24 protein-coding genes are annotated in these 25,187 nt (G+C 73.7%); 7 read left to right on the forward strand and 17 right to left on the reverse strand.

Annotation, left to right across the window (positions count from 1 at the left end; all coding sequences use genetic code 11):
* Positions 1–17: 17 nt before the first annotated feature.
* Complete coding sequence (locus ACFYXS_RS00715) at positions 18–1,649, reverse strand: alkaline phosphatase D family protein (protein WP_389242301.1); 1,632 nt, start codon at positions 1,647–1,649, stop codon at positions 18–20.
* Between the two features lie 115 nt (positions 1,650–1,764).
* On the reverse strand, positions 1,765–2,436 hold the full coding sequence (locus ACFYXS_RS00720; RefSeq protein ID WP_389242303.1) for an HNH endonuclease family protein: 672 nt from the start codon (positions 2,434–2,436) through the stop codon (positions 1,765–1,767).
* Between the two features lie 553 nt (positions 2,437–2,989).
* Between ACFYXS_RS00720 and ACFYXS_RS00725 the strand changes: the two genes are divergently transcribed.
* Positions 2,990–3,571: a TMEM165/GDT1 family protein gene (locus ACFYXS_RS00725; protein ID WP_389242305.1), complete on the forward strand. Its 582-nt coding sequence runs from the start codon at positions 2,990–2,992 to the stop codon at positions 3,569–3,571.
* A 27-nt stretch (positions 3,572–3,598) separates the two neighbouring features.
* Here ACFYXS_RS00725 and ACFYXS_RS00730 read toward each other — a convergent pair whose 3' ends face one another.
* The 6 genes from ACFYXS_RS00730 to ACFYXS_RS00755 form a co-directional block, all read right to left on the reverse strand.
* Positions 3,599–4,600, reverse strand: coding sequence for an SDR family oxidoreductase (locus ACFYXS_RS00730; RefSeq protein WP_389242307.1), 1,002 nt, complete (start codon positions 4,598–4,600; stop codon positions 3,599–3,601).
* 190 nt (positions 4,601–4,790) lie between these two features.
* Positions 4,791–5,525: a Mut7-C RNAse domain-containing protein gene (locus ACFYXS_RS00735; protein WP_389242309.1), complete on the reverse strand. Its 735-nt coding sequence runs from the start codon at positions 5,523–5,525 to the stop codon at positions 4,791–4,793.
* A 64-nt stretch (positions 5,526–5,589) separates the two neighbouring features.
* A complete protein-coding gene (locus ACFYXS_RS00740) occupies positions 5,590–6,249 on the reverse strand; it encodes an HAD-IA family hydrolase (protein WP_389242311.1) in 660 nt (219 codons plus the stop codon).
* 126 nt (positions 6,250–6,375) lie between these two features.
* Positions 6,376–7,323, reverse strand: coding sequence for an SDR family NAD(P)-dependent oxidoreductase (locus ACFYXS_RS00745; RefSeq protein WP_389242313.1), 948 nt, complete (start codon positions 7,321–7,323; stop codon positions 6,376–6,378).
* Positions 7,324–7,821: 498 nt separating this feature from the next.
* Positions 7,822–8,334 (reverse strand): hypothetical protein, encoded by a 513-nt coding sequence (locus ACFYXS_RS00750; RefSeq protein WP_389243463.1) that lies wholly within the window; start codon positions 8,332–8,334, stop codon positions 7,822–7,824.
* 97 nt (positions 8,335–8,431) lie between these two features.
* Positions 8,432–9,346, reverse strand: coding sequence for a peptidoglycan-binding protein (locus tag ACFYXS_RS00755; protein WP_389242315.1), 915 nt, complete (start codon positions 9,344–9,346; stop codon positions 8,432–8,434).
* Positions 9,347–9,529: 183 nt separating this feature from the next.
* Here ACFYXS_RS00755 and ACFYXS_RS00760 point away from each other — a divergent pair, with 183 nt between their 5' ends.
* Complete coding sequence (locus ACFYXS_RS00760) at positions 9,530–11,584, forward strand: MFS transporter (RefSeq protein WP_389243464.1); 2,055 nt, start codon at positions 9,530–9,532, stop codon at positions 11,582–11,584.
* Here ACFYXS_RS00760 and ACFYXS_RS00765 read toward each other — a convergent pair whose 3' ends face one another.
* Both ACFYXS_RS00765 and ACFYXS_RS00770 read right to left on the reverse strand, forming a co-directional pair.
* Positions 11,585–12,100, reverse strand: a complete 516-nt coding sequence (locus tag ACFYXS_RS00765) for a hypothetical protein (protein ID WP_389242317.1) — start codon at positions 12,098–12,100, stop codon at positions 11,585–11,587.
* A 24-nt stretch (positions 12,101–12,124) separates the two neighbouring features.
* Positions 12,125–12,445 (reverse strand): antibiotic biosynthesis monooxygenase family protein, encoded by a 321-nt coding sequence (locus ACFYXS_RS00770; protein WP_389242319.1) that lies wholly within the window; start codon positions 12,443–12,445, stop codon positions 12,125–12,127.
* A 97-nt stretch (positions 12,446–12,542) separates the two neighbouring features.
* On the opposite strand from ACFYXS_RS00770, the gene ACFYXS_RS00775 reads away from it, so the two are divergent.
* Positions 12,543–12,809 (forward strand): DUF2087 domain-containing protein, encoded by a 267-nt coding sequence (locus tag ACFYXS_RS00775; RefSeq protein ID WP_389242321.1) that lies wholly within the window; start codon positions 12,543–12,545, stop codon positions 12,807–12,809.
* A 6-nt stretch (positions 12,810–12,815) separates the two neighbouring features.
* Here the strand turns inward: ACFYXS_RS00775 and ACFYXS_RS00780 are convergent, their stop codons facing one another.
* Entirely contained in the window at positions 12,816–13,445 is a 630-nt protein-coding gene (locus ACFYXS_RS00780) for a hypothetical protein (RefSeq protein WP_389242323.1), read from the reverse strand.
* 106 nt (positions 13,446–13,551) lie between these two features.
* Positions 13,552–14,223 carry a DedA family protein gene (locus ACFYXS_RS00785; RefSeq protein ID WP_389242325.1) on the reverse strand — a complete coding sequence of 224 codons (672 nt, stop codon included), beginning with the start codon at positions 14,221–14,223 and terminating at the stop codon, positions 13,552–13,554.
* A 533-nt stretch (positions 14,224–14,756) separates the two neighbouring features.
* On the opposite strand from ACFYXS_RS00785, the gene ACFYXS_RS00790 reads away from it, so the two are divergent.
* The 3 genes from ACFYXS_RS00790 (at position 14,757) to ACFYXS_RS00800 (ending at position 18,512) form a co-directional block, all read left to right on the forward strand.
* Positions 14,757–16,178 (forward strand): family 2B encapsulin nanocompartment shell protein, encoded by a 1,422-nt coding sequence (locus tag ACFYXS_RS00790; protein ID WP_389242327.1) that lies wholly within the window; start codon positions 14,757–14,759, stop codon positions 16,176–16,178.
* A 220-nt stretch (positions 16,179–16,398) separates the two neighbouring features.
* The gene (locus tag ACFYXS_RS00795; RefSeq protein ID WP_389242329.1) at positions 16,399–17,178 is read left to right on the forward strand and encodes a DUF4097 family beta strand repeat-containing protein; all 780 of its coding nucleotides are present in this window, start codon (positions 16,399–16,401) and stop codon (positions 17,176–17,178) included.
* Between the two features lie 89 nt (positions 17,179–17,267).
* Complete coding sequence (locus ACFYXS_RS00800; RefSeq protein WP_389242331.1) at positions 17,268–18,512, forward strand: hypothetical protein; 1,245 nt, start codon at positions 17,268–17,270, stop codon at positions 18,510–18,512.
* Between the two features lie 587 nt (positions 18,513–19,099).
* On the opposite strand, the gene ACFYXS_RS00805 is transcribed toward ACFYXS_RS00800, so the two are convergent.
* From ACFYXS_RS00805 to ACFYXS_RS00815, 3 genes are all read right to left on the reverse strand, one after another.
* Positions 19,100–20,314, reverse strand: a complete 1,215-nt coding sequence (locus ACFYXS_RS00805; RefSeq protein WP_389242333.1) for a phosphotransferase — start codon at positions 20,312–20,314, stop codon at positions 19,100–19,102.
* A gap of 62 nt (positions 20,315–20,376) precedes the next feature.
* Entirely contained in the window at positions 20,377–20,595 is a 219-nt protein-coding gene (locus tag ACFYXS_RS00810) for a zinc ribbon domain-containing protein (protein ID WP_319662584.1), read from the reverse strand.
* 20 nt (positions 20,596–20,615) lie between these two features.
* On the reverse strand, positions 20,616–21,275 hold the full coding sequence (locus ACFYXS_RS00815) for an O-methyltransferase (RefSeq protein ID WP_389242336.1): 660 nt from the start codon (positions 21,273–21,275) through the stop codon (positions 20,616–20,618).
* A 23-nt stretch (positions 21,276–21,298) separates the two neighbouring features.
* Here ACFYXS_RS00815 and ACFYXS_RS00820 point away from each other — a divergent pair, with 23 nt between their 5' ends.
* A complete protein-coding gene (locus tag ACFYXS_RS00820) occupies positions 21,299–21,934 on the forward strand; it encodes a nucleoside/nucleotide kinase family protein (RefSeq protein ID WP_389242338.1) in 636 nt (211 codons plus the stop codon).
* Here the strand turns inward: ACFYXS_RS00820 and ACFYXS_RS00825 are convergent.
* Positions 21,915–22,739, reverse strand: coding sequence for an HAD family hydrolase (locus ACFYXS_RS00825; protein ID WP_389242340.1), 825 nt, complete (start codon positions 22,737–22,739; stop codon positions 21,915–21,917). The genes ACFYXS_RS00820 and ACFYXS_RS00825 overlap by 20 nt on opposite strands.
* On the reverse strand, positions 22,736–25,159 hold the full coding sequence (locus ACFYXS_RS00830; protein WP_389242342.1) for a phosphoribosyltransferase: 2,424 nt from the start codon (positions 25,157–25,159) through the stop codon (positions 22,736–22,738). The genes ACFYXS_RS00825 and ACFYXS_RS00830 overlap by 4 nt, the downstream gene beginning before the upstream one ends.
* Positions 25,160–25,187 lie beyond the last annotated feature (28 nt).

Below are 25,187 nucleotides of genomic sequence, written 5' to 3' on the forward strand. Positions count from 1 at the left end.
GCAATCCCGGCCGCCGTTCAGTCCGTGAGCCGGCTGTCCAGCACCGTCTCCAGCCGGGCCGTGGGCTCCTCGGCCCGTGTCTGGTCCAGCCGCAGGTGCGCGGCGCGCCCCCGCAGGGTCAGCGTCATCAGCTGGTTGCCGAACCAGGGGCCGCCGAGTCTGCTCCACGTCAGGGAGGTCGCGGGGGCGCGGCCGTGGCGGGTCAGGACGCGGCCGAGGAGGCGGGCGGGCCGGGTCCAGGCGAGGCGGAAGGCGACGCGCATGAAGCCGGGGATCGTGTTGTGCACCGGCGAGCAGGTCAGTTGGAGGACCCGGGACCGCAAGGGGGTGCCGGACCGGTGGGCTTCGGCGGTGTAGGCGTGGTGGACGTCGCCGGACAGGACGCAGATGGTGGCGGGCGCGTCGGGGTGGTCGGCGGCCGCGGTGAGCAGTCCGGCGAGGTCGTCGAAGGAGTTGGGGAACGCGGACCAGTGCTCCAGGTCGCCGGCCCGGCGCAGGCGTTCGCCGCGCCGGCTCCAGCGGTGGCCGCGGTTGCCGCGGACGAGGGCGGAGCTCCAGACCTCGACGTCGTGGACGGCGTGCGGGAGCAGCCAGGGCAGCGACGTGCCGATGAGCAGGTGGTCGAACGCGCCGTCGGGGTGGGTCTGCCGGCGCAGCCAGTCGAGTTCGTCCGGGTCGAGCATGGCGCGGCGTTCCTCGGCGAGGACGCGGGCGGCGCGGGAGTCGACCATGAGCAGCCGGGTGCGGCCGAGGTCGCGGCGGTAGCTCCACCGGTTGTGCGCGGGGTCGGCGTCGGCGCGGGCGGCGAAGGCGCGCAGCACCTCGGTGCCGTCGTCCTCGGCCCGTATGGCGGCGAGGAGTTTGTCGCCCGCGAGTTCGGCGGGGCTGAGGTTGCCCAGGTGCTGGTGGACCCAGTACGAGGCGAGGCCGCCGACGATGCGCTCGTTCCACCACGCGGTGTCGCGCATGGCGTCGCGCCAGGTGTGCGAGGTGTTCCAGTCGTCGATGACGTCGTGGTCGTCGAAGATCATGCAACTGGGCACGGTGGACAGCAGCCAGCGGATGTCGGGGTCGAGCCAGGACTCGTAGTAGAGGCGGGTGTATTCCTCGTAGTCGGCCACCTGGTCCCAGGGCGGTTCGCTCAGGTCGCGGCGCCGGGCGAGCCAGGCGCGGGTGGCGGCGGAGGTCTCGTCGGCGTAGATCTGGTCGCCGAGCAGGACGAGCAGGCCGGGGCGGGGCGCGGTGCCGTCGGCTATGTGGTGGGCGAGGGTGTCGAGCGCGTCCGGTCCGATCGGGTCGGGCTCGTCGGGCGGCGGCGCGGCCCAGCGGCAGGAGCCGAACGCCACGCGGAGTTCGCCGTCCTCGCCGGCGGGGGTGTCGATGGTGCTGGGCGGATAGGAGGATCCGGGCAGCGGCCAGACCTCGCGGCCGTCGAGCAGCAGCCGGTAGGGGGTGCTGGCGCCGGGGCGCAGCCCGGTGACGGTCACGATGGCGTAGTGGTGCCCGGCGATCTGCCAGGTCCGTTCGCTGCCGGCGGAGCCGTCGTCGCAGCGGATCTCGGCGGTGGCGGGGCGGTCGGCCTCCAGCCAGACGGTAGCGGTGTCCTCGTCCACGTATCTGAGCAGCGGGCCCAGGCGCAGCTCTGCCATGCGGTCGGCCTTCCCTCCGTCGTCACTGGGTACGGACGTCGGAGGGAAGGCGTGAGTTCCCGGTCGCGGTCCCGGCGGCCGGACGGTGGGGGGACGACGGCCGGGCGCGGGGGGGTCAGCAGCCGCTGAGGACGCTGCTGAGCTTGTTCTTCTCCGCGGTGTCGACGGACAGGCCGTAGTAGTACTTCACCTGGACCCAGGCGCGGACGTAGGTGCAGGCGTAGGCGGCGCGCGACGGCATCCACGTGGCCGGGTCCTGGTCGCCCTTGGACTGGTTCACGTTGTCGGTGACGGCGATGAGCTGCGGGCGGGTGAGGTCGTTGGCGAAGGACTGGCGGCGGGCGGTGGTCCAGGCGGAGGCGCCGGAGTCCCAGGCCTCGGCGAGCGGCACGAGGTGGTCGATGTCCAGGTCGGAGGCGGCGGTCCAGGTGGCGCCGTCGTAGACCGAGTACCAACTGCCGCTGGTGGCCGAGCAGGAGGAGTTGGTGACCACGCCGCTGCCGTCGCGCTTGAGGACGGTCTCGCGGGTGTCGCAGGCGCCGCTGATGGTGATCCAGTGCGGGAAGAGGTCGCGGTTGTAGCCGGTGCGGTTCTCGGTGGCGACCTTGAGCGAGGCCAGGTAGGTGCGGGCGGTGGCGGCGCTCACGGGCGTGGGGAGCGCGGCCTGGGCGGCGGGGCCGTTGAGGGTGCCGAGGGTGGCGAACAGGCTGGTGAGAGCGGCGAGCAGACCAAGGTATCGACGCGCGTAGACACCGGGGCGCGTGAAGGCGAGGCGTATCCGGGACATGGAGAACTCCCTTGGATGTGGGGGTGTTGGCCGATGGAGCCGACGGCCATCCTTGTGTCGCGACGTTGCGTGGGGGCGTGCGGCAGGTAACAGCCTGCCGACATGGACACGTCATGTCGAGGGGTGCGACAGGAGTGGATCCGCCCCCGGCCCCGATGTGGTGTCCGTCACACCGCCGGCCGGGCGGGGCCCGCACTCCCCGCGCCCAACCCCCGCCCCGGACACGTCCTTTGCCCCCGCTCCCCCGACGGGCGGCCCCGAGGCGCACCGCCCGGCAGCCGGTAGACTGGGAGCAGCAGAAGGGGAGTAGCTCCTCGCCGGACCGTCGACATACTGCCCGTCCGTCGCCCGTCCACCAGCCGGTGGAATGTGCTCAGGCACAACGGATGACGGCCAGGCCGGCGCCCGGAGCCCGGTACACGCGTCATCGTCGCCCGCGAGGCACGGCGGCGGACCGGGCCAGCGAGACCTTCGGCCGCAGTGTCAGACGCTGCCGTGCCGAAGCGACCCCTTCACGGAGTTCCTGGTGCGGCCCGAACCCAGAGGAAGTCCGTTGTTCAGCCTCACCGTCGCCGCCATCACCTTCGGCGTCATCTTCCTGGCCGAGTTGCCCGACAAGACCGCGCTGGCCGGGCTGATGCTCGGTACGCGCTACCGCGCCTCGTACGTCTTCTGCGGAGTGGCCGCGGCCTTCCTGGTCCATGTGGCACTGGCCATCGCCGCCGGCAGCGTGCTGACCCTGCTCCCCCACCGCTGGGTGCAGGGGGTGGTGGGCCTGCTCTTCCTCGCGGGCGCGGCCGTGCTGCTGTTCAAGAAGGACGAGGACGAGGAGGAGGTCAAGGCCCCGGCCGACCAGAGCTTCTGGAAGGTCTCCGGCGCCGGCTTCATGCTCATCCTGGTCGCCGAGTTCGGCGATCTCACGCAGATCATGACCGCCAACCTCGCCGCCCGCTACGACGACCCGATCGCCGTCGGACTCGGCGCCGTGCTGGGCCTGTGGGCCGTCGGCGCGATCGGCATCCTGGGCGGCCGCACCCTCATGAAGTACGTCCCCCTGCGGCTGATCACCAAGGTCGCGGCGGCCGTGATGGTGCTGCTGGCCGGCTTCAGCCTGTACGAGGCGTTCGCCGGCTGAGTCCCGGGCGCCCGCGCCCGCCGCGGGTCAGCTCCCGGAGCGCTGCCCGGTCCCGGCCGTCCCCGCGGCCGGGGCGGGGAGGGCGACCCCGGTCAGACGCTCGGCCTCGGCCCACAGGCGGGCGTTGACCGCGGCGTCCTGGGCCCGGCGGGTGATGCGGGCCGGGGCGGAGGCACCGACCAGGCCGAAGCGCCCGCCCGGCCCGTAGTAGCCGCCGGCGACGGCGTCCGGGCCGGTCGCCGCGTACAGCAGCGGCTCGGTACCGGGCTCGACGGCCTGCGAGGGCAGCAGCGCGTTGAGGGCACGGAGGGCCGGGTTCGGCCGGTACGGCGTCTCGCGCCCCAGGCTCGCACCGGCGGTCTGGAGGTTGGTGCGGGTGTATCCGGGGTGCGCCGCGGTGCTCAGCAGCTTCCAGCCGCGCTCGGCCGCGACGCGGGCGAGGTGGACGCTCATGATCAGGTCGGCGAGCTTGGACTGGCCGTAGGAGAGGAACGGGTGGTAGCGGCGGCGCTCCCACTGCAGGTCGTCGAAGGCGATGCGGCCGAAGTTGGCGGAGCCGCTGCTCATCGTCGCCACGCGGGGCGCGGAGGCCGCGAGCAGGGCGGGCAGCAGGCGCACGGTGAGCGCGAAGGGGCCGAGGAAGTTGCTGCCTATCTGCAGCTCGAACCCGTCCGCCGTGGTCATCCGGGTGGGCGGGGACATCACCCCGGCGTTGTTGACCAGCAGGTCCAGCGGGGTGCCGTCGGCCACGATCGCCTCGGCGAACGCCTCGACGGAGGCCAGGTCGGCCAGGTCGACCCGGCGCACCTCCAGCCGGGCGTGCGGGTGCCGGGCGAGTATCTCGGCGCGGGCCTGCTCGCCCTTGGCGGGCGTGCGTACGGCCAGGACGACCCGGGCGCCGGCCTCGGCGAGACGGCGGGCCGCCTCCTTGCCGGTGCCGCTGTTGGCTCCGGTGACGACGGCGAAGGTGCCGGTGCGGTCGGGGATCTCGTAGATGGGCACTCCCGGGAGCGAGAACGGGCGAAGCATCAACAGACCGTCGGTCCGTTGAATGGGAAGCTAGCAGACCCCCGGTCCGATAACAACAGACCGGGGGTCTCTAGGCTGCGCGTGCTGCGCTGCTTCGCGTCGCGCGAGGCCGTGCCGGAGCGCGATGTCTCCGCACGGGTCGCCGCGGGCGGCGAGCAGGACGGGACGCGCCTCCCCGGCCGCGACGCGGTCAGGCGGCCGGGCGCCCGAACTCGCTCAGCGCGTCCTCGACGATCGCCTCCAGGCGGGCGTGGTGGGCGCCGCGCCAGTACAGCCGCTCGCACGCCGTGCAGCGCGCGAAGACGTCGTAGCTGCGGCGCGTGCCCTGCTCCAGGTGCTCCAGGACGGCGTGCTTGTCGGCGTCCTCCAACTGCCCGTTGCAGGCGGTGCAGCGCGTCCACGGCGCCAGTTCCGGGGCGAACCGGCTGAGCACGTCGCGCAGTTGCTCGTCGGGCCGGTCGCTGTAGACGTACGCGCCGGCCCACAGCTCGCGCCGCCGCAGCAGCCCGCGGTCCCGGGAGAGCAGTACGCGCCGTTCCGCGGCCGACCGCCGCGCGAGCGCCGGGTCCCCGATGTCCGCGCTCTCGTACGCGGCGTCCACGCCCAGCAGCCGCAGCCGCCGCGCCAGGGTGCCCAGGTGCACGTCGAGCAGGAAGCGCAGCGGCGCTCCGGGCACCGCCTGCGGGCGGGCGACGGGGCACACGTCCACGTGCTCCCCGGCGCGCGGCACGTGCGAGAACGGCGCCTCGCGGCCGTCGACCACCAGGCTGCCCACCTCGGTGAGGGGCACCCCCAGCGACTCCACCACATGCCCGAGCGAGGACACCCCGTCGGTGACCACGCTCGTCCGTCCCTCACGCCGTGGGGCCGCGGCGAAGAGCCGCAGCCCGGAGGCGAAACTGATCCCGATCTCCGGCCCGCTCACCCCGTCAGCATGTCACCGCGCCGGGCGGATCACACGCAGGTTTCCGGCCGCGTCTCCCCGGGCGTCAGCCGATGTGCAGGACGAGGCCGCCCTCCGGCGCGGTCTCGACGCGCACCTGCTCCAGGGAGTCCACGTGCGCGGTGGGCGCGTGCGCGGCGGCACGCGGGCCGACGCCGACCACGCGCATGCCGGCGGCCTTGGCGGCGGCGATGCCGACCTCGGAGTCCTCGAAGACCACGCAGTCCTCCGGGCCGAAACCGAGTTCCGCGGCGCCCTTGAGGAAGCCCTCGGGGTCCGGCTTGCTGGCGCTGACGCTCTCGGCGGTGATCATCACGTCGGGCAGCGGCAGCCGCGCGGCCCCCATGCGGGCGCGGGCCAGGGCGTCGTCCGCCGAGGTGACCAGGGCGTGCGGCAGATCACGCAGCGCGGTCATGAAGGCGGGGGCGCCGGCGATCGGCACGACGCCGTCGACGTCGGCGGTCTCCTCGGCCAGCAGGCGCTTGTTGTCGGCGAGGTTCTCCGCCATCGGGCGCTCCGGGAGGAGCACGGCCATCGTGGCGTAGCCCTGGCGGCCGTGGACCACCTTCATCACGGCGTCGCCCTCCAGGCCGTGCTCCGCGGCCCAGCGGCGCCAGCAGCGTTCGACGACCACGTCGGAGTTCACCAGCGTCCCGTCCATGTCCAGCAGCAGCGCGCGGGCGGGAACGGTGGTGGACGGCGACATGAAGGCTCCCTCGGAAGAACAGGACAAGTGGCCCGCCCGCCGGTCAGGGGAAACGGGCGGAACCACTTTGTTCCTACACGATACAAAACCGCACGGGCATCGCGCCAGGGGGCCCCTCGGTCCGCGTCAGGTACGCGCCGGCAGGACCGCGTCCGCCGACATCTCCCACAGCCGCGCGGCCGCCTCCGGGTCCAGGGCGTGCGCCGCGACCCCGCCGTGCATACCCGGCTCGTGCGGCAGCGCCTCGTTGCCGTCCTCGAAGTAGCGGCCGCCCACCCCGTCGAGCGCCGCCCAGGTCGCGACCAGGACGGACGTCGCCGCGCCCTGCTCACGCGTCTTAAAGGTATAGCCCCCGTTCGCGACCGCGCCGTCCAGGGCCTCCTGGCTCATGTGGCGGCTCAGCCCCGTCTCCAGGATCGCGCCGGGGTGCACGGCGTTGGCGGTGATCCCGTCGTCCGCCCAGCGCCGCTGCGCCTCGACGGCGAAGAGCGCATTGGCCGTCTTGGAACGGGCGTACGCGACGGACGGGTCGTACGGCTGCCGCAGGAAGTGCGGGTCCTCGAAGTCCACACCGGAACGCAGATGCGCCACGGAACTCAGCGCGACCACCCGCGCGCCGCCGGCCGCCGCCAGTGCCGGGTGGAGCCCGGTCGCCAGCGCGAAGTGGCCGTAGTGGTTGGTCGCGAACTGCAGCTCCCAGCCGGACGGCGTACGGGTCTCGGGCGTCATCATCACGCCGGCGTTGTTGACCAGCAGGTGCAGCGGGCCCGACCACGCGGAGGTGAACTCCGCGACCGACGGGAGGTCGGTCAGGTCCAGGTGCGCGACGTGCACCCGGGCGTCGTCGACCGACGCCCGGATGTCCTCCGCCGCCCGCTCGCCCGCCGCGGTGTCGCGCACCGCCAGCGTCACCTCCGCGCCGGCCCCGGCCAGCGCCCGCGCGGTCTCGACGCCGATGCCGGAGGCTGCGCCCGTGACGACGGCACGGCGGCCGGTCAGGTCGACGCCGGCGATGACCTCGGCGGCGGTCGAACTGCCGTCGAAGGGCGTGGTGATACGGGGTGTTCCAGTCATGGGGGTCGCCTTTCCGCGATGCGGGGGGCGCCCTTCGCGCCCCGTCCGCGACCTCCAGGCAACCAGTCCGTTTCGCGCTGTGGGCGCGCCAACGGGGCCCTGCCAGTTCCCCTCTGGCGCGATTCTTTCCCCGCCCTCCCGCCCTCCCCCCAACCTCCGGCCGGGGGTGCCCCCAACTCCCCCGCCCCCTCCGTTGTTTGTGGCGCCTGATCCCCGGTGGGGGTTGGTTGGCGGTGACGGCTGGGCACCTGGACAGCGCTGCGCCGACGGGTGGCCCGTGCACGGTCCCGTCTCCACCCCCCTCCGGGGATCAGGCGCATGACGAAACCGAGGGGGCGGGGTCGTAGGGTGGGCGTTCTGGACTGTGGAGCATATTTGGGTGCACGACCCGGAGTGACCGATCCAGGGTGCCCGAGGCACCGAACCCGGCCCACCCACCACGCGCGCCGGGGCACCCTGACCTCGCCGGGCACCCGGGAGGGCGGGCGGGGAAAAAACCTAGACGCGGTCCACGGACTGGAACAGGCCATACGTGAAGTGCGCGATCCGCGTCCCCCCGTCAAGGGGATCCGTGAACGCCATCCGCCACCGCGTCGGCGCATCGCCCTCGAGAGGCGTCGCCGGCGGGAACGCGTGCGCCAGTTCGTCGACCGTGCAGGACCACGGTTCGATCTCGTCGGCCGTCGCGGGCCGCGGCCCGACCTCCCCGGGGGCGCGCACCAGCCACTCGTTCCAGACCGCGCCGCCGCCGGGGGCGCACAGCACCTCGAAGCGGAGCGTCGGCCAGAGCGGCACGGGCCACAGGGAGGCGGGGCAGACCAGGTCGCCGACGCGGCGCTGGGTGATCGCCTCGGGCGGGCCCAGTACGGCGCGGTAGCGCCGCTCGCCGCGCGGGAAGCCGCGGGCGTGGCCCCAGGCCTGCCAGCGGCGGTTGGCCTCCCGCATGTCGGTGCGGCTCACGCCGAGCGTGCGCAGCGCCTCCTCGACCAGCTCGGGCCGGTGGTCGGCCATCCGGCGCAGCAGCACGAGCTGGAAGCCCACCGGTCCGAAGTCGTCGATCGCCACGGGACAGATCCTGCCAGCCCCGCGCGCCGGGAGGCGCGGCGGGCTAGGCGGTCGCCTCCTCCAGGGCCTTGCGGGTGTTCGGGCCGTAGACGCCCTCCGGATCGCCCGTGACGTGGTGGAAGTACTGGAAGCGGGAGACCGCGCGGCTCACGCCCTGGTCGTACTGGCCGTCGGAGTCGCGGTAGTACAGGCCGGCCTTGCGCAGGCGGTCCTGGAGCTCGACGACCTGGGCTCCGCTGTCGCCGGGCCGGAGCGTGGCGGGGGCGGCGGGGGGCGTGCTGGCGGGGGGCTCGGACGTCGCGCCGGTGGCCGGGGCGGACGCGGAGGCGGGCGCGGAGGCCGGGGCGTGCGACGCGGAGGGTGTCGCGGTGACGCCGGGGTACTGGGCGGTGGCCGAGCTCAGCCCCTTGCTGGAGGCCAGGGTGGACGGGCTCTCGCTCGGGGAGGCGGACGCCGACGCGCCGGCCGCGGCGGTCGGCCGTGCGCTCGGCGGCAGTTCGAGCGCGGGTTCGGAGGCGCCGCGGTCCGGGACGGCCTCGGTGCGGTCCGGAACCTTCGTCAGGTGCGCCGTCAGCAGGACGGCCCCGACGGCGAGGACGACCGCGGCGCCCGCGGCACCCGCGATCACCGCCGCCCGGCGCGGTCCCGCGGCACGGCGGCGACGGGCCGGACCGGCAGGGGCGGTGGCAGGGGCGGTCCCCGCCGGCACGTACCGTTCCATTTCGCGCGAGGCCTGCGACACCGGGACGGGCAGCCGGTCGGCGGACGAGACCGTGCCGAGGTCGATGAAGTCGACGTCCGCCGCGGCGGCTTCCTCGTCGGCGTCGCGCAGCGCCTTGGGCAGTGGTGCCGGCTCCCCGCCGTGCCCGTCGGGGTCAGGCCCCGGAACGTACGGCCGCACGCGCAGCGACTCGTACTCGTACTCGTCCTCCGGAGATCCCGGCCCCTGCGACGCCACCGGCGCCCCCTCCCGACGTCCTGACAGTCGCAGTGATTATGCAGACAGGCCGCCGGAGCCGCGCAGCCGCCTCCACCTCCGCCGGTCGTACAAACCGCGCGCATGATGTGGAATGGGTGTGAATCTTCGTGAAGAAGTGACGGGCAGGCGGTACCGGGCACCCCGGTGCCCGAGCGGAGCGACATGGCGCGGGACGACATCGAGGACACCAAGGCCCCCGGGGGACCGGCCCCGGCCGGTCCCGTCGAGATCGGCGACCGGCGGGCCGTACGCCTGGCCATCGGCGCGCTCGCCCTCGGCCTGCTGCTGGCCGCCCTGGACCAGACGATCGTGTCCACGGCGCTGCCCACCATCGTCAGCGACCTCGGCGGGCTGGACCATCTGTCCTGGGTGGTGACCGCCTACCTGCTGGCGTCGACCGCGGCGACCCCCTTGTGGGGCAAACTCGGCGACATGTACGGCCGGAAGAAGCTCTTCCAGGCCGTGATCGTGATCTTCCTGATCGGCTCGGCGCTGTGCGGACTGTCCCGCAGCATGGGCGAGCTGATCACCTTCCGCGCGCTGCAGGGCCTGGGCGGCGGCGGTCTGATCGCGTTGTCCATGGCGATCGTCGGCGACATCGTGCCGCCCCGTGAACGCGGGCGCTACCAGGGCGTCTTCGGTGCGGTGTTCGGTGCCAGCAGCGTGCTCGGGCCGCTGCTCGGCGGGCTGTTCGTGGACACCCTCAGCTGGCGCTGGGTGTTCTACGTCAACCTGCCGATCGGGCTGGTCGCGCTCGCCGTGATCGCCACCGTGCTGCACATCCCGGTCCGCCGCACCTCGCACCGCATCGACTACTGGGGCATGGCGGTGGTGGCGGCCGCGGCGACCTGCCTGGTGCTGGTGACCTCGCTGGGCGGCACCACCTGGGCCTGGGGCTCGTGGCGGATCATCGGGCTCGCCGTGCTGGGCGTGCTGCTCGTGGCGGCGTTCGTACTGATCGAGCTGCGGGCGGAGGAACCGGTGCTGCCGCCGCGGCTGTTCCGGATCCGCACCTTCTGGCTCTGCTCGGTGATCTCCTTCGTCGTCGGCTTCGCCATGTTCGGCGCGCTGACCTTCCTGCCGACCTTCCTCCAGGTCGTGCACGGCTACTCGCCGACGTGGTCGGGCGTGCACATGATCCCGATGGTGGTCGGCATGCTGGTGGCCTCCACGGGCTCCGGCCAGATCGTCTCGCGCACCGGGCACTACAAGGTCTTCCCGATCTCCGGGACCGCCGTCACCATCGTCGGCCTGTTCCTGCTGCACCGGCTCGACGAGCACACCGAGGTCTGGGTGCTGAGCACCTTCCTGCTGGTGTTCGGGCTGGGGCTGGGCCTGGTGATGCAGGTGCTGATCCTCGCCGTGCAGAACGCCGTCGGCTACGAGGACCTGGGCACCGCCACCTCGGGCGCGACCTTCTTCCGCTCCATCGGCGCGTCCTTCGGCGTCTCCATCTTCGGCACGATCTTCACCACCAGCCTGGCCCGCGGGATCACCGACGCGCTCTCCGGCCGTACGCTGCCGCCCGGCTTCGACCCCGCGGTCGTGCAGGCCGACCCGCGCGGGGTCGGCGCGCTCCCGGCAGACCTGCGCGGGCCGGTGCTGCACGCGTACTCCACCGCCATCACCGGTGTCTTCCTGTGGGCGGTACCGGTGTGCGCGGTCGCCTTCGTCCTGGCCTGGTTCCTCAAGGAGGAGCCGCTGCGGCGGTCGGTCACCGTGCCCGACGCCAGCGAGACCATCGGCACCAACCCCGTGAGCCGTTCCTCGCTCGACGAGATCGCCCGCTGCCTGAGCGTCCTCGGCGGCCGCCAGGCCGGCCGCGACCTGTACGTCCGCATCGTCCGGCTGGCCGGGCTCGACCTGCACCCCGCCTCCGGCTGGCTGCTGCTCTACCTGGCCCGGGCCCGCAGCGCCGACCCCGCGGAACTGGCCCGCCAGACGACGGTCCCGGCGGAGGTCATCGACCGCGCCGCCCGGGAGGTCGAGGAGCGCGGACTGGCCGTGCGGGAGGGCGATCCGCTGGTGCTCACCGAGCGGGGCCAGGAGATCGCCGCGTTGCTGACGGAGGCACGCCGCAAGCTCCTGGCCGACCTGCTCGGCGACTGGGACCCCGAACGGCACGACGATCTGGCGGCCCTGCTCACCCGGCTGACCGGCGAGCTGTGCGGCCAGGACCAGGACCGCCCCGGGCACGGCCCGGGGCGTGCCGCGTAGCTACCCGCCCCCGGCGAAGGCGGCCGGCGCGGCGAAGTCCGGCTCGCGCAGGCCGACCCGGGGATCGACGTGGTGCAGCAGCGCCGGCGCGGGGTGGTGGGCGGCGACGTACGCCGTGTCCGCCGGGCTCTGCTCGTCGTCCACCCAGGCGAACGGGCGTCCGGCGGCGTGCGCCACCAGCGTCGCCGTCTTCCAGTGCACGAGGTCCGGCCGGTGGGCGAACAGCACGTCGGTGAAGTCGACGTACGGCAGCCGGGGCAGCCCGAGGACCGGGCCGATCCAGGTGTTCGCCTCCGCCATCCACGTGGTCGCCCAGCACAACTCGTAGCCGAGGGCGAGCAGCGCGGGGCCGTGCGCCGGGTTGAGCCACACCCGCAGCGGCGCCGTCGCCAGGCCCACCGGCGGCACGCGCAGCGTCGCGTACCCGTCCGGCGGGCGGGCCGGCCTCGCCGCGTACGGGTTGAGCGGCCCGTCCACGTCCAGGAAGAGCAGGGGCCGGGCCGACGACGCGCTCACCGGCTCACGTCCGGCCGGGGCCCTTCAGGCCTGCTGGGGAGCGGCCTGCTGGACGACCTCGAAGGACCACAGCGTCGAACCGGTGGCGGCGGGCTGAGGGCGGCCCTCGCCGCCGCCCTGGTGGGCCTCGCGCATCGAGCCGGCCATCCAGTTCTTGAAGTCCTCCTCACTGCGCCAGCGCGTGTAGACCAGGTACTGGTCGGTGCCCTCCAGGGGGCGCAGGAGCTCGAACCACTCGAAGCCGTCGGAGTTCTCCACGGCGCCGGCGCGGGCGGCGAAGCGCTTCTCCAGGACCTCGCGCTGCTCCGCCGGAACGGTCAGGGCGTTGATCTTCACAATGCTCATGCCCCCATCGTGCCAGCCGGAATTCAGGTGCCGGGGCCGGGGCGGGCGTGTCAGGCTGCGCAGCAGTCGCCGAATCGTCCGTACGAAGGAGAGTCCCGTGACCGAGACCGGTGCGCACGCCGTGTCGGCCCTGTTCCGCGACGGGCGGCTGACCGTCGTCCCCCGCCGCGCGGCGCGCCGCGAGCAGTTGCTCCGGCACCTGGCCGAGACGTTGTTCGTGTCCGGCCGCGCCTACGGCGAGACCGAGGTCAACGGGGTCCTGCGCACGGTGCACGACGACTGCGCGGCCCTGCGGCGGTACCTCGTCGACGACGGCTGGCTGGAACGTTCGGCGGACGGCACGGTCTACCGCAGGATCCGCTAGAGCACGTCAGCGGGCCTGCTCGGGCTGCGGCTGACGCCGCCGGGGCGGTCCGGCGAGCCACACGCTCACGGCGATGATCCACAGGCCGGCCAGGCCGAGGCCGATGAAGCCGGCGAACGGGACGAACATCAGCACGCCGAGGACGAAGGCGATCCACCCCAGCCAGTGCGGCAGCGGCCCGGAGGACCGGGCGGTGCTGATCCCGGCGGCCAGCAGCATCAGGCCGACCCCGCCGAGGAACGGCATGAACAGGTCGCCGCTGAGCACGTTGAGGGCCTGCAGCGCGCCGCCGCCGACCATCTGCTCACCGCCCGCCTCGATGAGGCAGAGCGTGAGCCCGGCGCTGATCCAGAAGCCGAGGGCGGCGAGCGCGCCCCCGACGAGGGCGACATCGGGCAGCCAGCCGGAGCGGTCGGTCCTGGCGAGCGCGTGACGCAGGCTCCCGGCGAAGAAGACCAGGAAGATCCCGGCGACCAGGAGCAGGTACAGGCCGATGCCCTGGGCGGTGTCGTGCTCGGTGTAGAAGAGCCGGACCGTGAAGCCGGAGCTGCCGACGCCGGGGGTGTCGCCCTGGAGGGCGAAGGCGATGGCGGCGAGGATCACGGCCACGAGGCCGTTGAGCGGCCCGAGTCGCATCCGGGGCCTCCGTCCGTGCGTCCGTGCAGCTGCCGCCCCCGGCACCGGCGATGCCCGTAATGATGTTTGCACGGGTGCCGGGGGGCCGCCATCGGCGGACGGGGCCTCAGTGGGCCTCCGCCACCGCCGCCCGGTCGGGGGTGGCCGTGGCCTGCACGGGCAGGGTGACGGGCACCACGGAATGGGTGCGGCGCTCGCGCTGGAAGACGTACGCCGCGATCGAGCCGGAGCCGATCAGGGCGACGGCGGAGGTGGCGGTGCCGAGCCAGCCGGCGCCGAGCCAATGGCCGCCCGCGTAGCCGAGGCCGACGCTGTACGCGGCCCAGACCAGGCTCGCCAGCGCGGACCAGGGCAGGAACTCGCGGACCCTGCGGTGCGAGGCACCCGCGGTGAGGCTGACGACGGAACGGCCGGCCGGTGCGAAGCGGGCCAGCACGACGAGCGCGCCGCCGCCGCGGGCCAGGACCGCGCCGAGGACCTCCTGGGCGGAGGACAGCCGGCGGGAGTTGGCGACCCGGTGGTCGAGCCAGTCCCCGCCGCGCCAGGCCAGCCGGTACGCGGCCAGGTCGCCGAGGGTGGAGGCGGTGGCGGCGCACAGCAGCAGGACGACCACGTCGAGGATGCCGCTGGCGCCTCCGGCGGTGGTGCCGGCAGTGGCGGCCGAGATGAGCAGGACGCCACTGGGCATCACTGGCACGAAGACGTCGAGCACGATGGACGCGGCGACCAGGGCGTAGATCCACGGTGAGTCGAACAGCGAGCCCGCTCCGGTCAGCACCGCGCCTCCTCTCCCCCTCTGGTGCGCGGCGCCCTCCGGGGGTGTGGCGGTGTCGCGCAGAAGCGGTTCTTCTGCGACCCGCCCTCAGCCGTACAGCGTACGCCAGAGACCCGCCGAGGATCCCCCCGGGGGCGCGTGACGTTTTCCTCATCATCGATGGCGGGGTTGGGGAATAGCACGCGAATTACCGGGGAGTCACCTTGATCACCCTGCGATGGCGCCGTTCCGCGCGCTCGCCGCGAGGCCGTGACCTCAGCCGATGCGCGACCGCCCGACAGACCCCCGCCCATGGTCACGATTCGGTACACGGGAGCCGATGGAAGAACGGAAGCCCTCGGATCTACCCAAGTCGCCCATTCCGGATTCTCATCCATACGAGTGAGTGCAGGTCGCTCTGTCCCCTGGGTAGCTTCCGTGAGGACAGCGGCCGAGGGCAGGGGGCTCCCACAGCGAACGTCGTTTCACGGTGAATTGATTGCATTAACCACGCATTTGAGCGCGTGGGCCACGAGGCCGCAAGGGAAGGACCATTCATGACGGTTGAGCCGGGTGTCGCGTCGGAGTCGGCGACAGAGAACGGCCAGTCTCAGCAGAGTCTGAGCACCGCTGCGGCGCGGAATTTGGCGACGACCACCAAATCCACGCCGCAGATGCAGGGAATCACCTCGCGCTGGCTGCTGAAGGTACTGCCGTGGGTCCAGGCGGCGGGCGGCGCGTACCGGGTCAACCGGCGACTGAGCTACTCGGTGGGTGACGGGCGCGTCGACTTCGTCCAGACCGGCTCCCAGGTGCGGGTGATCCCCGCGGAGCTCGGCGAACTGCCCCTGCTGCGCGGATTCGACGACGGCGCCGTGCTCGCGGCGCTGGCCGGTCAGTTCGAGCAACGGGAGTTCGCGCCCGGGGAGGTGATCGTCTCCGCGGGGCAACCGGCCGACCACGTCTTCCTGGTCGCCCACGGAAAGATCAACAAGCTGGCGCCCACCAAGTGGGACGGCCAGGGCGTGGTCGGCACCATCGCCGACGGCGACCACTTCGGCTCCGAGGGGCTGGCCGCCGCCGACGCCACCTGGGACTGGACCGCCAAGGCCGCCACCACCGTGACCGCCCTCGCCCTGCCGCGCCAGGCCTTCCAGGCCCTGATGCAGCAGTCCGACGGACTGCGCGAGCACGTCGCCGGATTCGTCAGCGGCACCCAGCAGGCTCAGAACAAGTACGGCGAGAAGGCGATCGCCCTCGCCTCCGGCCACATCGGGGAGCACGAGCTGCCCGGCACCTTCGTGGACTACGAACTCTCGCCGCGCGAGTACGAGTTGAGCGTCGCCCAGACCGTGCTGCGGGTGCACAGCCGCGTCGCCGACCTGTACAACCAGCCCTACAACCAGGTCGAGCAGCAGTTGAAGCTCACCATCGAGGCGCTGCGCGAGCGCCAGGAGCACGAACTGATCAACAACCGCGAGTTCGGGCTCCTGAACAACGCCGACTACCGGCAGCGCATCACCACCCACTCCGGGCCGCCCACCCCCGACGACCTCGACGAGCTGATCAGCCGCCGCCGCGGCGCCCAGTACCTGCTGGCGCACCCGCGGGCCATCGCCGCCATCGGCCGCGAGTTCAACAGCCGCGGCCTCGTGCCGCACACCGTCGACCTGCACGGCAACCACGTGCCCTCCTGGCGCGGCCTGCCGATCCTGCCGTGCAACAAGATCCCGATCACGAAGGAGAACACCACCTCGATCCTGGTGCTGCGCACCGGCGAGGACAACCAGGGCGTGATCGGCCTGCACCAGACGGGACTTCCGGACGAGTACGAGCCGGGCCTGTCCGTCCGCTTCATGGGCATCGACGAGAAGGCGATCATCTCCTACCTCGTCAGCGCCTACTACTCGGCGGCCGTCCTGGTCCCCGACGCCCTCGGCGTGCTGGAGAACGTCGAGATCGCCCGCCGCGGGGAGTAGCACGCACCGGCCCGGCCGGCCCGACCCGCGTCCGGGGACCGCGCGACCGCGGCCCCCGGGAGCGGCGGCGCGTGCTCGCGGCGCACGGCGGCCCCACGCGGCCCACCGTCCGCCGCGAGCACGGCCGTTGACCCCCGCGCCGAACGGGGGGTTTGCCCCACCCCGCATCCGGTGGGCGGCCTGATTCCGGCTCCGCGGCGCTCTCCGTACCGTCCTTGACATGACGGACACGACGCAACGCAAGCGCATCCTCAGGACCCTGGCCGCCACCGCCGGCGCGGTGGCACTCGCCATGACGGTGTCCGCCTGCGCGGACTCCTCCGACGACACCCGGCCCGAAAAGCGCGACTTCGCGCTGGACGGCACCCGGCTGACCATCGACGCCGCCGACAGCGCGGTCGTCGTCAGGCCCGCCGACGTCCATGACGTCGAGGTCACCCGCTGGTTCGACGGCTGGTCGGTGCTCGGCGACACCCCGAAGGCCACCTGGTCGATGGACGGCCACACCCTGAAGTTCCGGGTCTCCTGCCAGGGCGTGATGCAGAACTGCTCCGCCCGGCACGAGGTGCTGGTGCCGCGCGACGTGACCGTGACCGTGACCAACGGGGACGGCCGTGTGGAGGCCAGTGGCTTCACCACCCCGCTCACGCTCACCACCAAGGACGGCTCGGTCCGGGTCCGCGACGTGACCGGCCCCCTGGAGCTGTCCAGCGGCGACGGCCGGATCGAGGCGACGGGCCTGAATTCCCGACGGGTCACCGCGCACACCTCGGACGGCTCGCTGACGCTGGCGTTCGTACGGGCCCCCGACAGCGTCGAGGCCCGCAGCGGTGACGGTTCCGTGCGGGTCTCCCTGCCCAAGCAGGGGTACAAGGTGAGCGCGAGCTCCGGCGACGGGCATGTGCGCGTCGACGTGCCCCGCGACGACCACAGCCCGCGTACGGTCACGGTCCGGACGTCCGACGGATCGGTGAACGTCGTCGGGGCGGACGCCGGCTGACGCAACCGACCGGCCCGTGTATTCGTCCCTGCCGGGTGGGAGACTGGAGCGGACAACCACCGGCGGCGGACCTGCGGGAGAGGGCGACTGTGACGACGGCACGCTCGTGGTGGCGGCGTGGGGACAATCTGCGCGCCGACGCCCAGGCCGCGAAGGACGCCGCCGCGCAGGCTTTCTACGAGCTGGACACGGCCCAGCGCGACCTCGTGATCTCCATAGAGACGGTCACCGCGGTCGACGACACCCCGGCCGCGCGGCGCGCCGTCGCGGACTTCCGGGCGCTGGGCGAGCGCATCGACCAGGTCAGCGCCGGCTACATCGCCGCCGTCGACGCCTACGACCTCGACCACGACGAGCTGGACGCCTCGACCGCGGCCCGCGCGCGCACCGAGCTCACCCGCGCCAAGGACGAGCTGACCCGCGCCAGGACCGACCTGGACACCTTCGCCGGCAACCTGACGCCGCTGCTGGAGAAGGCCGAGACCCAGCTCGCCCGGCTCGCCCCCGCGGTCGAACGCGCCCGGCAGGCCCTGCTCGCCGCCTCCAACGCCCTGGACGCGGTACGCGCGTCGGGGCTGCGCGCGGACGACCTGGCCGCCCGGCTCGCCGCGCTCGGCCCGGAACTGACCAAACTCAACCAGGGCGCCGGCCGGCACGGCATCCAGGAGACCATCCGCCGCGCCGACGAGGTCCTGCGCACGGCGGAGGGCATCCGCGCCGAGGCCGAACGGCTCCCCGAGCGGGCCCGCGAGATCGACAAGCGCCTGGTCTCGCTGCGTACCCGCACGCAGGCCCTGGCCACCCGCAGCGAGGGCGTCACACCGGTCCTCAGCGAGCTGCGGCGGCGGTTCTCCATGGCCTGCTGGGAGGATCTCCAGCCGGTCCCGCAGCGGGCCGCGGAGGCGGTCGGGCACGCCGAACAGAAACTGGTGGAGGCCGCCAAGGCCCGCGAGGAACAGCGCTGGCCGGACGCCACGGCGCTCCTGGCGACCGTACGGGCGCAGCTCGACGACGCCGACGGCGCCGTCTCCGCGGCCGGGGACCGGCTGCGCCGGCTCAACGAGGTCAGCAAGGACCCCCAGGGCGAGATCGAGCGCACCCGCTTCGCCCTCCGCGACGCCCAGCGCCTCGCCATGCAGGGGCGCTCGACCCCGGAAGCGCGGCACGCGCGCCCGCTCGACGACGCGGTCGGGCGGCTCGACCGCGCGGTCGCCGGTCTGGAGGGCCGCCACCCCGACTGGTGGCACTTCCTCCAGGAGATGGCGGCCGTACGCGATGCCGCCGCGCACGTCGTCGCGGCGATCCGTGAGGACCGCGCGGCGGGCCGCCCCTAGCGGTGCCGCTGCGCTGGCTGTCCGGGTAGGTTTTTTCCCCGCCCGCCCTCCCGGGTGCCCTGTGAAGTCAGTGACCCCGGCGCGCGCGGTGGGCGGGCCGGGTTCGGGGCCTCCGGGCTGGCCATTCTGGACAGCACATTTAGGTGCCTCGAGCACCCTGGATCGGTCACTCCGGGTCGTGCACCCAAATATGCTCCACAGTCCAGAACACCCACCCTCCGACCCCGCCCCCTCCGTAGTTCCAAGCGCCTGATCCCCGGAGGGCGGGTGGAGACGGCACCGTGCTCGGGCCATTCGTTGGCGCGGCGCTGTCCAGGTGCCCAGCCGTCACTGCCAACCACCCCCCTCCGGGGATCAGGCGCGACAACTACGGAGGGGGCGGGGGTGCAGGGGTGGATGTTCTGGACGGTGCGGCATATTTGTGCGCAGTATCCGGGCCGGGACGGGATGAGCAGGTGCTGGAAAGGCGCGTAAATATGCCAGTCCAGGACGTGCAGCCCCGGACGCCCCGAACCCGGCCCACCCCGCAACACGCGCCGGGGCACCTGACTTCACAGGGCACCCGGGAGGGTGGGCGGGGAAAAAACTCAGGCGGCCAGCGCCGCGCGGATCTCGGCGGCGGGACCGCCCGCGTGGTACACGCGCTCGCTCCGCTCGATGTTGTCCAGGAACTCCTGGTACCGAACGGCGTACAGCAGACGCGCCAGCGGCGCGCCCACCGCGAGCGCACGCCGCGGATCGGATCCGGGCACCAGCCGCGACCAGGCCTGGACCCACGCGTCGGCGGCCTGCCGCCAACTGCGGTCGTCCAGGAAGTCGCGCGGTCGCAGACCGTCGAGCACCGGGTGGCCGAAGTGGCTGTCGGCGAAGTCCATCATCACGATGCGCCGGCCGTCGCTGCGCCAGTTCCCGGGGTGGAAGTCGCCGTGCACGACGGTGTGCGGGAGCCCGCAGGCGTCGAGTTCCGCGATCAGCGCGGGGAGCCGCGCGGTCAGCCGGCGTGCCGCGGCTGCCTCCTGCGGGGCGAGGTCGCGGCCGGCCTCGCCGTCGAGCAGCCGGTCCAGCAGGCCGGGCAGGGTGGCCGGGGTGCGGTCCGGCAGCCCCGGCGGAGGCGTCGTCGAGGCGATGGCGGCCTGGGCGGCGGCCAGTCGCCGCACGGCGGCGCCGGCGACGTCCGGGGCGGCCCCGTAGCAGTCCTTGCCGTCCACGTGACCGAGCAGCACGCGCCGCTGCGGTGTGTCGGCCGCCACGACGTCGGGGACGAACGCCCGGTCCCCGGCGGCGAAGAGGCCGATGGCCGTGGCCTCGCAGGCGTTGAAGCGGGGGTTGGTGGTCTTCAGCCACACCGTGCGGCCGTCCTTCGGCGTCATGCGGAACAGCCCGGACAGGTTCCACGTCCTGACCTGCTCGGCCGTGCCGCCGCCCAGCGCGTCGAAGGCCCACGTCAGGCCGGACCACAGGCCGGTCGTCGTCGCCCAGTCGGCGCGCAGGTCCGCCGGTCCCAGGAGGCCGTCGACGTCCGGCCCGGCCGCGTCCTCGCGGAGCGCGCCGTCGCGGGGCCGGCGCAGTGCCTCCGCGTGGTAGGTCACCGACCCGTCGCGGCCGCCCTCGCCGCCGTGGGTGCGGAGCAGCCGGAGCACGACCACCGGCACGCCCAGCAGGGCCTCCAGGTGTGCCACGACCTCCGTGACGTCGGACCACCACCGCGTCACGACGGGGAAGGGACCCGTCCCGCCGAGCCGTTCCCCGTCGTACGTCACCACGACATCGACCGTGCGCCCTGTTGCCCGCTGTTCCGTCACGCGGGCAGTGTCCCGCCCGGGGCCCGTGCCCGCGAGCGGTTATCGGACGTTGCCGCGGCGCGTCAGCCGCAGCACCCGCCGCCGCAGCAACCCCCGCCGCCGGACGGGCCGGTGGCGGCGCCCGCGGCGGAGGCGGTGCCGCCGACGGCGACGGCCGACAGCAGCTTGACGGTGTCGTCGTGCCCGGACGGGCACTGCGCCGGGGAGGAGGACTCGGCCATCGGCCGGTTCAGCTCGAAGGTGGTGCCGCAGGACCGGCAGCGGTATTCGTATCGGGGCATGTGCACAGGTTAGCCAGGGCTCAGCGCTTGCGCGCCAGGGTCAGCCCGTCGGCGACCGTCAGGAGCAGGGCCTCGACGCGGGAGTCGGCCGCGACGTGGTCGTTGAACCGCCGGATGGCCCCCGCGGCGCCGCCCGCGGCGGGGTCGGCCACCCGGCCGTGGAACAGGGTGTTGTCCGCCGCGAGGACCGCGCCCGGCCGCATGCGGGGCACCAGTTCCTCCCAGTAGGCGACGTAGTTCTCCTTGTCGGCGTCCAGGTAGACGAGGTCGATCGCGGGCTCCTGGGGCAGCGCCCGGAGCGTGTCGAGCGCGGGCGCGATCCGCAGGTCGATGCGGTCGTCCACGCCCGCCTTGGCCCACGCCTCGCGGGCGACGGCGGTCCACTCCTCGGAGATGTCGCAGGCGAGCAGGCGGCCCCCGGCGGGCAGGGCCTGCGCCATGGAGAGCGCGGAGAAGCCGGTGAAGGTGCCGACCTCGACGATGTTCCGGGCGCCCAGCAGCCGGACCAGGAAGGCCAGCAGCGGTCCCTGTTCCTGGGCGGACTGCATCCCGGCCGCGTCGCCGAAGCGGGCGTGGGTGATCTCGACCAGCTCGCGCTGGACGGGGTCCAGGGGCGGGTTGTGGTCCAGTACGTAGGCGTAGAGCTCGGGGGTGAGCGGGGGATTCTTGGTGTCGGTCACGGCTGCTCCTTAAGGTGGCGGGCATGTACGTGGATGACGCCGTCGCCTTGGTGCCCAGCATGCCAGGAAGGCGGGTGCTGCTGGGTGTTGCCGGAGCTCCCGCCGCGGGCAAGTCGACCCTGGCCAGGTCGCTGGTGGACGGGGTGAACGCGCGGCTCGGCGCGGACACGGCCGTGCACGTCCCGATGGACGGCTTCCACCTGGCCAACGCCCAGCTGGACCGGCTGGGGCTGCGCGGGCGCAAGGGCGCGCCGGAGACCTTCGACGTGGACGGCTACGTCCATCTGCTGCGGCGGCTGCGCGCGGCGCAGGGCCGCACGGTCTACGCGCCGGACTTCGACCGGGCGCTGGACGAGCCGGTGGCCGCGGGCATCGCGGTGCCGGACGACGTCCGCCTGGTGGTGACCGAGGGGAACTACCTCGCCGACGACGGCCCCGGCTGGCACGAGGTGCGGGACCTGCTGGACGAGCTGTGGTTCCTGGAGACCGACCGGGCGGTGCGCGAGGAGCGGCTGCGCGTACGGCATGTGACGGGAGGTCGCACCGAGGACGAGGCGCGCGCCTTCATCGAGGCCAGTGAGCGGCCGAACGCGCTGCGCGTCGAGTCGACGCGCAGCGCGGCCACCCGTGTGCTGCGGATCAGCGACGGGACACGCTGAGCATCCGGCGCAGGATCTCCTCGCCCGCCGCCGCGCCCGCCAGGGTGAGCGGGTCGATGTGCGGGGCGGTCCAGCCGGAGTCGGCGAGCTCGCCGTGGCCCGGGCGCCAGCCGGTGTGCGCGGCGAGCAGCAGGTCCGCGTCCAGGAGGGAGTCGCCGGCGGCCAGGACGTGCTCGGCGCCGGTGCGGCGGACGACCTCGGCCAGGGCGGCGGACTTGGTGAGCGGCCGGGGCACGGCGTAGATCTTGCGGCCCTGGAGCGACACCGTCCAGCCCCGCTCCTCGGCCCACTCGGCGAGTTCCTTCACCCAGTTCTCGGGCAGCGCGGACCGCTCGACGACGAGGTAGACGAACAGGTCCTCGGCGACGCGCTCCTTGCGCAGCCAGGACTCGTCTGAGGTGCGCGCCATGTACTCCCGCACCTCGTCCAGCGGCGCGCACCCCTCGGCGAGGCGGCGGCGCATCTCGGCGTTCCAGTCGTGGTCGGTGTGGCCCTTGACCAGGATGTGCCCGCCGTTGGCGCAGATCGCGTAACGCGGCACGGGGCCGGGCAGGTTGATCCGCCGGTACTGCTTGCGGGTGCGCGTGGTCGCGGGGACGAACTCGGCGACCGCGGCGAGCTTCTGGAGCAGGCCGGCGGCGGTCTCTGTCATGAAGGACAGCGGCCGTCCCTCGTGGACCTCCACGCACAGCAGGCGTGGCGCGTCCTCGTCGGGCACGGTCAGGGCGAGCGCCGACGGGGAGTAGACGAGGGTGCGGTCGAGGTCGCTCGCGACGAGCGTGCGCTGGTCCGGACGCTGCTTCACTGGGCCGTCACGGCCTTTCCGTTGGTACCGGTCGCGCCCCGGGTGAAGCGCGGGTGGATCAGCCCGACGCACGAGTACGGCAGGTCGTCCACCTCCTCCACCGGGACGCCCCGCTGCTCGGCGAGCAGCCGGATGTGGGCCAGGTCCGCGCCTGCCCCGCGGCGGGCGAGCACCCGCCAGGGCACGCGGCGCAGCAGGACCCGGGTGGTCTCGCCGACGCCGGGCTTGACCAGGTTGACGTCCCCGATGCCGTACTCCTCGCTGATCCGCTCGACGGCCTTCCAGCCCTCCCAGGTGGGCGTGCGGTCGGCGGCCTGGAGTTCCTTGAGGTCGCGGGCCACGTCCTCGGCCACGTCGTCGAAGCGGGCGGCGACCGTGTCGAGGAAGAGCGTGGAGACGTCCGAGCCGGCCAGCTCGCGGTAGAACTTCGCGCCGTGGAAGTCGTCCGGGCCGATCAGGTCGGAGCGCAGCACGGTGCGCGAGATCAGGCCGGAGACGGTGGAGTTGAGACACGCGGACGGGATGAGGAAGTCGTCCCGGGTGCCGAAGGTGCGCACGCAGGACCCCGGGTCGGCGAGCACCGCGATCTCCGGGTCGAAGTTCCCGAAGGGGGCGACGGCCTCGGCCAGTTCACGGGTGATCGCGCCCTTGCCGGTCCAGCCGTCCACGAAGACCACCCGGGCCGGGTCGTGGTGCCCGGCCAGCCAGCGAAGCGCGGTGGTGTCGATGCCGCGGCCGCGCACGATGGAGACCGCGTAGTGCGGCAGGTCCAGGCCGTGGGCGTGCCGGGCCCAGCGCCGCATCAGCACGCCGACGGGCGTGCCCGCGCGGGCCAGCGACACCAGCACCGCGTCCGGGCCGCGCTCGGCGAGCACCAGGTCGGTGACGGCGCCGACGGCGCGGGCGATCCGGTCCGCGGACTCCTCCAGGGCGGCCCGGAACAGCTCCTGGTACTCCGCGCTCGGCTGGTACTCCTCGGGCAGCGACTCCGCGTAGTGCGCGCCGCCGCTCTGGATGGCCTCCTCGCGCTCCTCGGTCGGGGCCTCCAGCTCCACGTCCGACAGGTCCTTCAGCAGCCAGCCGACCTCTTCGGGCGCGTAGGAGGAGAACGCGGGGCCGCGCAGCGGCTCCGGCAGCCCCGGGGAGGTGCGGGGTTCGTACGAAGGCACCACGGCGAGCAGCAGCCTTTCTGTGTGTGCGGCGAGCCGCGCGAGCAGCCCGTCCGGGGCGTGCAGCGCGGGCGTGTCCCCCGCGCTGTCCACGACCGCGACGATCGTGTCGAAGGCGGCGCCGGCGACGTTGTAGGCGTAGCGCTCGCCGGGGCCGTCGGCGGGCGCGTCGTGGTCGGGGAAGACGATCCGGGTGCGGATCGCGTACCCGGGGTCGTCGACCGCGAGCACGGGCGAGCGGGTGGTGGTGGAGAAGCGGACCTCCGCGTGCGGCAGCGCGTCCTGGAGGGCCTGGGCGAGGCGCAGCGGGGCGTACATCAGTTCCTCGTTGCCCAGCACCAGGATCCGGCCGCCGCCTGCCGCGCCCCTCGCCCGTGCCGCCAGTGCGGCGGCCATCGCCGGGAGGGCCGCCTCCAGGCGCGCGCGGTGCTCGGGCGTGAAGCCGTGCCGGCCGCCGTCGGGCACGCCGGCCGGCCAGTCCAGGGGTACGCGTTCCGGCAGCGGGCGGGCGCCGTCCGGCACCGGGTGCGCGGCGGGGGCGTCGCCGCCGTGCGCGGCGACCAGCGCCCGGCCCCGCTCCAGCACGTCCTCGGGGAGGTCGACCCCGCCCGAGGCGAGGGCGACCAGGTCGACCGCGGCACCCAGTTCGGCGGCGACGGCGGTGAGCCGTTCCCGGTCGGCGGGCGAGCGCATGTCGACCAGGGCCACCACCACGTACCGGTCCCGCGGGTAGCGCGCGTGCAGCGCGCGGACGGTGTTGAGCACGGTGCGCCCGGTGGAGAACTCGTCGTCGACCAGGACCAGCGGCCCGTCCCCGGCCAGCAGCGCGGGGTCCTCGGGCAGCAGGAGGTGGGAGGTGGCGTGGCTGTGCTCCTCCTCGAAGCCGCCGACCGGCGTCACGCCGGGCACCGGGCGCCGGGTGGAGTGCAGGTAGGGGGCGGTGCCGAGGCCGTCGGCGACGGCGTGGCCGAGGCCGGTCGCGGTCTCCGCGTAGCCGAGCACGACCGCGCGCGCCGCCGCGTCGGCGCCGAGCAGGTCGCGCACGCGCACGCCGAGCCCGTGCCCGGCCGCGTAGACGGCCCCGGGCCGCTGCGGGACGTGTTTGCCCAGCACATTGGAGACGAGCAGGTGCGCGCGCTTGGGGTTGCGCCGCAGGGCGAGGCCCAGCAGATCGCTCAGGCCCTCGCCGCGCAGGGCGATGCCGAGGCGGTCGGCGACCCACTGCCCGGACCAGACGGGCTCTGCTGCCATGGGGACGGCCCTTTCCCGGTGGATGCCG

It is taken from the genome of Streptomyces sp. NPDC002574 (assembly GCF_042889545.1).
Lineage (GTDB): Bacteria > Actinomycetota > Actinomycetes > Streptomycetales > Streptomycetaceae > Actinacidiphila.

Coding starts and splice junctions, on each gene's coding strand:
- ACFYXS_RS00715 (WP_389242301.1), bottom strand. CDS start 1,649: ATGGCAGAGCTGCGCCTGGGCCCGCTGCTCAGATACGTGGACGAGGAC.
- ACFYXS_RS00720 (WP_389242303.1), bottom strand. CDS start 2,436: ATGTCCCGGATACGCCTCGCCTTCACGCGCCCCGGTGTCTACGCGCGT.
- ACFYXS_RS00730 (WP_389242307.1), bottom strand. CDS start 4,600: ATGCTTCGCCCGTTCTCGCTCCCGGGAGTGCCCATCTACGAGATCCCC.
- ACFYXS_RS00740 (WP_389242311.1), bottom strand. CDS start 6,249: ATGTCGCCGTCCACCACCGTTCCCGCCCGCGCGCTGCTGCTGGACATG.
- ACFYXS_RS00745 (WP_389242313.1), bottom strand. CDS start 7,323: ATGACTGGAACACCCCGTATCACCACGCCCTTCGACGGCAGTTCGACC.
- ACFYXS_RS00750 (WP_389243463.1), bottom strand. CDS start 8,334: ATGGCCGACCACCGGCCCGAGCTGGTCGAGGAGGCGCTGCGCACGCTC.
- ACFYXS_RS00760 (WP_389243464.1), top strand. CDS start 9,530: ATGGCGCGGGACGACATCGAGGACACCAAGGCCCCCGGGGGACCGGCC.
- ACFYXS_RS00770 (WP_389242319.1), bottom strand. CDS start 12,445: ATGAGCATTGTGAAGATCAACGCCCTGACCGTTCCGGCGGAGCAGCGC.
- ACFYXS_RS00780 (WP_389242323.1), bottom strand. CDS start 13,445: ATGCGACTCGGGCCGCTCAACGGCCTCGTGGCCGTGATCCTCGCCGCC.
- ACFYXS_RS00790 (WP_389242327.1), top strand. CDS start 14,757: ATGACGGTTGAGCCGGGTGTCGCGTCGGAGTCGGCGACAGAGAACGGC.
- ACFYXS_RS00795 (WP_389242329.1), top strand. CDS start 16,399: ATGACGGACACGACGCAACGCAAGCGCATCCTCAGGACCCTGGCCGCC.
- ACFYXS_RS00810 (WP_319662584.1), bottom strand. CDS start 20,595: ATGCCCCGATACGAATACCGCTGCCGGTCCTGCGGCACCACCTTCGAG.
- ACFYXS_RS00820 (WP_389242338.1), top strand. CDS start 21,299: ATGTACGTGGATGACGCCGTCGCCTTGGTGCCCAGCATGCCAGGAAGG.
- ACFYXS_RS00830 (WP_389242342.1), bottom strand. CDS start 25,159: ATGGCAGCAGAGCCCGTCTGGTCCGGGCAGTGGGTCGCCGACCGCCTC.